The organism is Actinotalea sp. C106, from assembly GCF_023630195.1.
Classification (GTDB): Bacteria; Actinomycetota; Actinomycetes; order Actinomycetales; family Cellulomonadaceae; genus Actinotalea.
Genome location: NZ_JALPKN010000197.1, coordinates 1 through 5,976, shown reverse-complemented (window position 1 = coordinate 5,976; position 5,976 = coordinate 1). Strand labels below are relative to the sequence as shown.

At 71.8% G+C, this 5,976-nt stretch carries 8 protein-coding genes; 4 read left to right on the top strand and 4 right to left on the bottom strand.

The window, feature by feature from the left end; all coding sequences use genetic code 11:
• Positions 1-352 precede the first annotated feature (352 nt).
• Together L0B03_RS12755 and L0B03_RS12750 are read left to right on the top strand one after the other, a co-directional pair.
• Positions 353-820 carry a DUF2975 domain-containing protein gene (locus L0B03_RS12755; RefSeq protein ID WP_250446308.1) on the top strand — a complete coding sequence of 156 codons (468 nt, stop codon included), beginning with the start codon at positions 353-355 and terminating at the stop codon, positions 818-820.
• 2 nt (positions 821-822) lie between these two features.
• Positions 823-1,083 (top strand): helix-turn-helix transcriptional regulator, encoded by a 261-nt coding sequence (locus tag L0B03_RS12750; RefSeq protein ID WP_250446305.1) that lies wholly within the window; start codon positions 823-825, stop codon positions 1,081-1,083.
• Between the two features lies 1 nt (position 1,084).
• On the opposite strand, the gene L0B03_RS12745 is transcribed toward L0B03_RS12750, so the two are convergent.
• From L0B03_RS12745 to L0B03_RS12730, 4 genes are all read right to left on the bottom strand, one after another.
• Entirely contained in the window at positions 1,085-1,858 is a 774-nt protein-coding gene (locus L0B03_RS12745) for an SCO1664 family protein (RefSeq protein ID WP_250446304.1), read from the bottom strand.
• Positions 1,855-2,412: a DUF3090 domain-containing protein gene (locus L0B03_RS12740; RefSeq protein WP_250446301.1), complete on the bottom strand. Its 558-nt coding sequence runs from the start codon at positions 2,410-2,412 to the stop codon at positions 1,855-1,857. Before L0B03_RS12740 ends, L0B03_RS12745 begins: the two co-directional genes overlap by 4 nt.
• A 9-nt stretch (positions 2,413-2,421) precedes the next feature.
• Positions 2,422-3,180: an MSMEG_4193 family putative phosphomutase gene (locus tag L0B03_RS12735; protein WP_250446300.1), complete on the bottom strand. Its 759-nt coding sequence runs from the start codon at positions 3,178-3,180 to the stop codon at positions 2,422-2,424.
• A 62-nt stretch (positions 3,181-3,242) separates the two neighbouring features.
• A complete protein-coding gene (locus L0B03_RS12730) occupies positions 3,243-4,448 on the bottom strand; it encodes a Fic family protein (protein WP_250446298.1) in 1,206 nt (401 codons plus the stop codon).
• A gap of 117 nt (positions 4,449-4,565) precedes the next feature.
• Here L0B03_RS12730 and L0B03_RS12725 point away from each other — a divergent pair, with 117 nt between their 5' ends.
• Together L0B03_RS12725 and L0B03_RS12720 are read left to right on the top strand one after the other, a co-directional pair.
• The gene (locus tag L0B03_RS12725) at positions 4,566-5,093 is read left to right on the top strand and encodes a VanZ family protein (protein ID WP_250446296.1); all 528 of its coding nucleotides are present in this window, start codon (positions 4,566-4,568) and stop codon (positions 5,091-5,093) included.
• The coding region (locus L0B03_RS12720; RefSeq protein WP_250446294.1) for a trans-acting enoyl reductase family protein at positions 5,090-5,976 on the top strand (887 nt) is incomplete at its 3' end. The genes L0B03_RS12725 and L0B03_RS12720, both read left to right, overlap by 4 nt.

Genomic DNA, 5,976 nt, shown 5'->3' with positions numbered 1-5,976 from the left:
CGTGCGCGGCGGGGGCGAGCGACCCGCCTGCGACGGCGAGGAGCACCGCGGTGCTCAGGGCCGCGATCCGCCGCTGACGGCGTGGCGGTCGGCTGCCGGGAAGCCCCGGCCGGGCGTGCTGCGGTGGGTGCTGCGTGCGTGTGTCCACTGGTCCCCCAGGGTCGTGGGTGGTTCGGGTGGTGCTGGTCACGGAAGGGGAGACCACAGCGCGAGGCGGGCATAACGGAAATCTCGTGATCCAGGGGACCCCTGGACGGCGAAGAGCGGTGGCGGCCGACCAGAGACTCGTCGGATCGTCGCTTCGCGATGTGTTTTTGTTGTTTATCGACAACTCCGGTGTAGTGTGGGTCTCATGGAAACCAAGATTCTGCGACTTCTCTTGATCGTCCTCGCCGGCGGGGTCGTCGCTGCGGCCGGGGTCCTTCACCTGCTCAGCCTCGAGTCGGCCGCTGACTGGCCCGAGTACGCGCACCTGCGCGTCCCGACCTACCTGGGGGTGGTCGCCGGGTTCCTGCCCGTGCTGGTCGGGATCGGTCTGCTGCTGCGCTTCCTGCGGCTGGTCGACGCCGGGGAGGCCTTCTCCGCCCCGACGCTGCGGGTGTTCCGACAGGTCAAGCTGCTGATCGCCGGGGTGGCCGCGTACTACCTCCTCGGGCTGGTGGCCTTCAACGTCGCGTTCGGGCAGGGCCAGCCCGGGGTGTTCCTCGCCTGGCTGGGGCTGGAGACCGCGATCCTGCTGCTGCTCGGCGGCTTCGCGCTGCTCGAGCGGCTGTTCCGCGCCGCGCACGCCCTGCGTGAAGACGTCGAGCTGACGGTCTGAGCATGCCGATCATCGTCAACCTCGACGTCGTGCTCGCCCAGCGCAAGATGCGCCTGACCGAGCTCAGCGAGCACGTGGGCATCACCCTCGCCAACCTCAGCAACCTCAAGACCGGCAAGGCCCGCGCCATCCGCTTCAGCACCCTCGAGGCCATCTGCGAAGTGCTGGACTGCCAGCCCGGCGACATCCTCGAGCACCGGCCGGACCAGGTTGACGAGGACGACGCCGCCCGCACCGAACCTCAGGCGGCAGACACGGCCTGAATCAGAACAACGGCCACGGCACGGCAGGCATATCGCCGTCGGGGCCGGGGAACGCGCCCTCAGCGAGCAGACGGTCGCAGCGCGCGGCGAGGGCTGCGACCTCCGCGGCGCTGAGCAACGCAGACAGCTCCACCCCCAGGTCACCGCCTAGCCCGGCGCGCACCAGCTCGACGCCGGCCACCTCGTCGGGGTCGAGCGGATCGCCGAGCCATCCCCACAGCACGGTCCGGAGCTTGGGCTCGACGTGGAAGGTGACGCCGTGGTCGACCCCGTACCGGTGGCCGTCGGGCAGCGGGAGGATGTGCCCGCCTTTGCGGTCGGCGTTGTTCACCAGGACGTCGAACACGGCCATGCGGCGCAGCGCGGCGGTGTCCTCGTGGATGACGGTGACGGTGCGCCCGCTCTCGTCGCTGCCCTCGAGCACGGTGCGCCAGCCCTCGTCCGGGACCTCGGCCGAGGGGACGACGTCGACCGGGTCCTGCTCCGGGTCGGGCTCCTGCCACAGCTGGACCATGCCGACGCCGAGGGGCCCGTCGCGCAGCCAGGTGCGGGGCACGATGTTCCACCCGAGCGTCTGGGACACCAGGTACGCGGCGACCTCGCGGCGGGCCAGGGTGCGGTCGGGGAAGTCCCACAGCGGCCGTTCCCCGGCCTCGGGCTTGTAGACGACGGCGACCTCGTCGATCTTCCCGACGAAGGTCGCGTTCGAGGCGACGGTGATGCGCCCCTCGAGGTGCAGCTCGCCGCCGTCGAGGTCGACCTCCGGGACCGTCACTCCTCGGTGAGGTCGCAGACGTGACCGTCGGGGCTGACCGGCTGACCGCAGAGCGGGCACAGCGGGCGCCCCGAGTGGACCACCTTGCGGGTGCGCTGCGCGAAGGCCCGGGCGGTGCCGACCGGGATGCGGATGAGGAGCACCTCGCTCGGCTCGTCGTCCTCCTCATCCTCAGGGGCGATGCCGTCGTCCTCGCGCGACAGCTCGACGGGGAAGGCCTCGAGGACCACCTGGGCCGTCCGCGGATCCCAGGCGAGGCGCATCGCACCCGCGCGGAACTGCTCCTCGACCGGCTGGTCCAGGGGGTCGTCGTCGACGAGCTCGACGGGGATCTCCGTGGGGGCGTTGACGGGGTTGTCCTCGTCGGCGGTCAGCTCGTCGAGGAGCTCGTCCATCTTGTCGGCGAGGAGGAAGGACTGCTCCTTCTCGAGGGCGACGCTGGTGAACCGGGCGCCGGCGCGCGCCTGCAGGTAGAAGGTCCGTTCGCCGGGGCGACCGACGGTGCCGACGACGACACGGTCCGGCCAGTCGTACTCATGGACGAGGGTCCGCATGTGATCAGTCTACGAGGGAGGCGCCGGGCTGGCCTGCTCGGCGCCGTCGTGGGGGCCCGTGCTGTCCTCATGACCTGTGCCGTCCTCGTGCCCGGCCCCGCCCCCGACCGGCGCGTCGGTGACCGGCCCGCTCGATCGCAGCCAGCTGAGGTCCCCGAACTCGGTGTTCGCCGAGACGACGTCGGGCCGGTGGGTCCCGTACCGGATCACCGAGATCGAGGCCGGGCCCACGCTGATGCGCTGGAAGAGGTCGAGGTGCATGCCCAGGGCGTCGGCCAGGACGGACTTGATGATGTCCCCGTGGCTCACCACGGCCCACACCGCACCCGCCCCGTGCTGCTCCTGGACCGCGGCGTCGCGCCGACGGATCGCAGCCACCGCCCGGGCCTGCATCGCCGCGAGCGACTCCCCCTCGGGGAAGACGACGGCCGAGGGCTGGTTCTGCACCACCGACCACAGCGGCTCCTTGGCCAGGTCACCGAGGGCCCGCCCCTGCCACTGCCCGTAGTCGCACTCGGTGACGGCCTCGTCGATCTGCAGCTCCGGGGCGCCCTGCTGCTGGTCCAGGAGGGCTTGCGCGGTCTGCCGGCAGCGCTCGAGGGGGCTCGACACGACGCTGACCAGGGGGACGACGGCGAGCCGTTCGGCCGTGCGCTCGGCCTGCTGACGCCCGACGTCGTCGAGGTTCACCCCCGCGGTGCGCCCGGCGAGCACGCCCTCGACGTTCGCCGTGGAACGGCCGTGCCGGACGAGGATCACTGTGGCCATGGGGAGCAGCCTAGGCATCGTGGCCCGGCCCTGGTGGTCGCGCCCCTTTGCCGCCCTGATGCTCACCCGAGGCGTCGGTGCGACCTCTCGGCGAACCGGTCCATCGCGGTGAGCACCTCGGGCGCCTGCCACACCCGGTCACGGGTGCCCCGGCCGATCTGCTCGAGAACGCCGTCTTCCACGAGCCGGTCGATCGCCAGCTGCGCGTTGACGGTACTGACGTCGAGCTTCTGAGCAGCGATGCGCACGTTGACGACAGGGCGAGTGCTCACCAGGTCTGCCAGCGCCCATGCGGCCGCCCCGCGGCGCGCACGGATCCGCTGCTGCCAGGCGGTGCGAGCGTCGGTCACGTCGGCGATGAGCTGGCGGGAGTTGGCCAACGCCGGGAACACCGCCTGGCACACCTCCGTGACGATGGTCTCGACGTCCCCGGACCGATAGGCCGTCAGGGCCTGGAAGTAGCGGTCCGTGTCGAGGAGCAGGCCGGCGGACACCGGGACGATCGCATCCCGGGCGAGCCCGCCGTGGCGGAGCTGAGCGTGCAGCAGAGCGCGGCCGGTGCGTCCGTTGCCGTCCGGAAACGGGTGGATGGACTCGAACTGGGCATGGGTCAGTGCAGCCTGGGCGAGCAGGGGCACGTCATCACGTTCGATGAAGGCGACGAGGTCGGCGATCGCGGCGGGCACGCGCTGGTGCACCGGGGCGATGAAGGCTGCGCCGTGAGGGCTGCGGCTGGTGCCTCCGATCCACACCTGCTGGTCGCGCCAGCGTCCGGCAGCGGCAGGCAGGTGCCCGACCATGAGCGCACGGTGCATGGCCAGGATCGCGTCGCCGTCGAGGTGATCGACCCCCTGCAGCGCCTGGGTCATGGCGGTGACGTTGGCGACGATCTCGTCAGCGTTCGCGCGTCCGGTGCGACCAAGCTCGGCCAGAGCGATGGCCTTCGCGGAGGAGGTCAGGTTCTCGATCTGGGAGGAGCTGGCGGCCTCGGTGCGCAGCAGCAGCGCAGCGAACGACGTCGTGGCGGCGTGGGTCTCCGCGTCGAAGCGGGCGATCTCTGCTGAGGCCTCAGCGACCAGGGCCGAAGCCTGAGATGACAGGGAGACCGGGGCGTCAGCGATGCGCGGGGGCACAACCGCCTCGTAGGGCCCAGCGTGGGCACTGCGCCCGGTGCGCGGGCCGTACGAGGCGTCAGCGGACTCCCACGCGACGGTCTCGGTGGCATAGCTCGGCCAGCCGGCGGCTCGCTGCGGCGGACCCGATGTCACCAGCGCACGTTAGCATCGGTTATGCAGACATCCGTTGCTAACGACGGGCGAAACCATCGGTTGCGGGCATGTGCGCCTGCCGCGATTGTTGCCGGGCTCGCGCGATAGTTGACCGCCATGGAACAGCTGCTGCGCCTCTTCCCTGCCCAGCACGCACTCGTCGCCCTCGTGCTCGGGGTGCTGGTGGCAGTCGCCCGCTACCGGTGGCGCGTGGCAGACGACCGTCGCGGAGCCGCGATCGAGGCCGGTGCCTGGGGAGGGATCGCCTTCGGCCTGCTTCTCACAGCGTCCATCACCTTGGTGTCCCACACCCCAGCCGCCGCGGGTACAGGCTCGGTCGACCTCGTGCTGCGCTCACCGTCCTTGGCACAGGCACTGGTCAACCTGGCTCTCTTCTGGTGGGTCGCTCTGCTGCTCCCCCTCGCACGTCGGACGGGCGTGACCGCCACGACGGCGACCGTCGTCGCCGCCTCGATCGTCGTCGAGCTTCTGCAGTGGGCCCTGCCGACCGGGCGCTCACCCGCACTGATGGACGTCCTGCTGAACACCCTTGGTGGGTTCCTCCTGGCCCTCGTCGCGGTCTACCTCGTGCGCCCCGCGGTCAGGTTGCGCCCCACCCGCCCCGCAGCAACCATCGCCCGATGAGCTCCTCCTCCCGCGACCACGACATCGTCGTCTTCGGCGTCACCGGCTTCGTCGGCGTCCTCGTCGCCGAGCACCTCGCCGAGCACGCCCCGGAGGGCACCCGCATCGCCCTCGCGGGCCGCTCCCGCGGGAAGGTCGAGCGCGCCCGGGACGGCCTGCCGAGCCGCGCCCACGACTGGCCGATCCTCGTCGCCGACTCCACCGACCCGGACTCCCTCGCCACCATGGCGGGCAGCACGCGCGTGGTCGTGACCACCGTCGGCCCGTACCTGCGCCACGGCCTGCCCGTGGTCGAGGCCTGCGCCCGCGCGGGCACCCACTACGCGGACCTCACCGGCGAGACCCCGTTCATCCGCCAGGCCATCGACCGGTACGACGACGTCGCCCAGGCGTCGGGCGCGCGCATCGTGCATGGCTGCGGGTACGACTCGATCCCGTCGGACATCGGCATGCTCACCCTGCACCGCCAGGTCCAGGCGGACGACGCCGGGACGCTCAGCCACGTGCTGGCCGTCGCCCGGGCCAAGGGCGGGGTGAGCGGCGGGACGGTCGAGTCGATGCGGGGCATCGTCGAGCTCGCCGCGAGCGACCCCTCCGTGCGGCGCCTGCTGGGCGACCCGTACTCGTTGAGCCCGGACCACGACGCCGAGTCGACCGCGCCCCAGCCCTCGGACTCCCCCGCACCAACGCGGCTGAGCGACGGCCGCTGGATCGCCCCGTTCCCGATGGCCTCGGTCAACTCCCGGATCGTGCGGCGGTCCAACGCGCTGCAGGGCTGGGCCTACGGTCACGACCTGCGGTACGGCGAGGCCATGGGCGTGGGCCGTGGCGCACGCGGCGCGATGCAGGCGGTCGGCCTCACGGCGGGCCTCGGCCTGGGCGC

Bases quoted from the DNA above. Each gene is read 5' to 3' on its own strand.
- L0B03_RS12755 (WP_250446308.1), top strand. From the start codon at position 353: ATGGAAACCAAGATTCTGCGACTTCTCTTGATCGTCCTCGCCGGCGGG.
- L0B03_RS12750 (WP_250446305.1), top strand. From the start codon at position 823: ATGCCGATCATCGTCAACCTCGACGTCGTGCTCGCCCAGCGCAAGATG.
- L0B03_RS12740 (WP_250446301.1), bottom strand. From the start codon at position 2,412: ATGCGGACCCTCGTCCATGAGTACGACTGGCCGGACCGTGTCGTCGTC.
- L0B03_RS12735 (WP_250446300.1), bottom strand. From the start codon at position 3,180: ATGGCCACAGTGATCCTCGTCCGGCACGGCCGTTCCACGGCGAACGTC.
- L0B03_RS12725 (WP_250446296.1), top strand. From the start codon at position 4,566: ATGGAACAGCTGCTGCGCCTCTTCCCTGCCCAGCACGCACTCGTCGCC.